This window comes from Bacillus sp. P4_D3 (assembly GCF_056401855.1).
This window is the reverse complement of record NZ_JBFUIN010000591.1, coordinates 1-1,927: the sequence shown is the minus strand read 5'-3', so window position 1 is coordinate 1,927 and position 1,927 is coordinate 1. Positions and strand designations below refer to the sequence as shown.

General features: G+C 33.6%; 2 protein-coding genes. One reads left to right on the top strand and one right to left on the bottom strand.

Annotated elements, in window-relative coordinates:
• Positions 1-673: formate/nitrite transporter family protein (locus tag AC1DTM_RS24435; protein WP_477001099.1), on the top strand; the 673-nt coding region annotated here is incomplete at its 5' end.
• Positions 674-1,022: 349 nt separating this feature from the next.
• Here the strand turns inward: AC1DTM_RS24435 and AC1DTM_RS24430 are convergent.
• Complete coding sequence (locus tag AC1DTM_RS24430) at positions 1,023-1,892, bottom strand: LysR family transcriptional regulator (protein WP_002201263.1); 870 nt, start codon at positions 1,890-1,892, stop codon at positions 1,023-1,025.
• Positions 1,893-1,927 lie beyond the last annotated feature (35 nt).

Genomic DNA, 1,927 nt, shown 5'->3' with positions numbered 1-1,927 from the left:
CTATTTAGCTGAGTCCATGTTTTTCGGAATTGCCCTCGTACTTATTATATATGGCGGTGCTGAACTATTTACTGGAAATACAATGTATTTCACAGTGGCAACTTTACGAAAAGAAACAACGATTTCTGATACACTTCGTAACTGGGTTGCTTGTTATGCAGGTAACTTAGCTGGCGCTTTATTCTTTGCCTTACTATTTTACGCAACTGGCATTTTCGGAGCAATTGATCACGGTCATTTAATGAATACAGTCGTTGAAGGTAAAATGAACACACCTACAATGCAATTATTCTTTAAAGCAATTTTATGTAACTGGCTCGTATGTCTTGCCTGCTTCTTACCTTCTCAAGTAAAAGGTGATACAGCAAAAATATTGATGATAATGATGCTCGTTTTCACATTCTTCTTATCTGGCTATGAGCATAGCATCGCAAACTTATCATTGTTTGCCTTATCTTTAGTTTCACCACATCCTGATACAATTACTTTCGCTGGGGCTATTCATAACTTAATTCCAGTTACAATCGGTAACATTATTGGCGGATCAGTATTTGTCGGTATGGTATATCATTACTTAACAAAGAAAGCACCTGTTGCTAAACAAGAAGAAGCTGAATTAGTAGCAGCTCAAACAGAGGAAATTATTCCTTTACAAGCACATATGAAACATTAAAAACTCTAAAGTGTCTGTTATCAAGACCTAATTTAAAAAATATTATTAAATCAACCCCCTAACATATTATATGTGTCTAATATGTTAGGGGGTTTTAAATTAATCAAAAAATTGATTTAACTGTTGCACTAAACAAGAAATCTAACATATAGGGGTAGCGACACATTCCCATCAAGTTAATATTTTGCAGCACCCCCAGAACGAAATTTTAGACCCTCTTATAACAGAGAAGATTATTTTATCGTTTTTTGGGTGACCTCTTTTCTTAGCTTGATAGGTATACGCCAGGATCCCATGCCTATCAACTCCAGAACAAAAACAAACCGATTGATATACCAATCAGTTTGTTTTATTTACACATCTTCTCTTTTAAAAAGTCAATAAAAACAGATTTTGGTCTGCCTTTTAAATAGATAAAATCAATACTAATATTAATTTTCACTGGAGGTGTCATTTCCACTCGGATCAATTCTCCATTTTCTAATTCTTGTTTGACACAATGTTCAGGCAAGAAGCTAATGCCCATCCCTTGTATCACTAAATTTTTCGCTGTTTCCATATTATCTACTTCTAAAGATATAGTCGGGCTTACATCATTACTTGAAAATAGCCGATGAATCATGAGCCAATCCATTGATCCATAATCAAAGAAGATAAGGGGTTGTTTACTTACATGTTCTATTGTTACTTTTTCTTCTTTTAAAAATATATGATTTCGAGGCACAAAAAGGCCAATAGGGTCATTATAAAGACGGATTGATTCTACTTGAGGATGTTTTTCTGTTCGTACGATGCCAAAGTCAACTTCTTTATTAATAACCTTCTGTAAGATGTCTTGTGAATGACCAGTTACAATTTTTATTCTAACATCCTTAAATTCAGATTTGAAACCAGGTAAAATTTCAGGGAGGATATTATTAGATATTGATAAAGCACTCCCAATTACCAAGTCATATGGGATTGTTACTTGTTGCAACCCATACTTAGCTTCCTGATAAGATTGCAAAATTTTTTGTGCATGTGGAAAAAAATACTCTCCTTTTTCAGTTAAAGAAATCTTATTGCCATTTCGATGAAAAAGCTTTATATTAATTTCACGTTCAAGTGATTGGATACGTGCTGTTACAGAAGGTTGGGTTAAATAAAGAGCTTCGGCAGCTTTATTGAAACTACCAAGTTGACAAACATATATAAAAGCTTCAATATTTTCAATATTCATGTCTAAACGCTCCTTACTTTAGCTCTCTATTATAA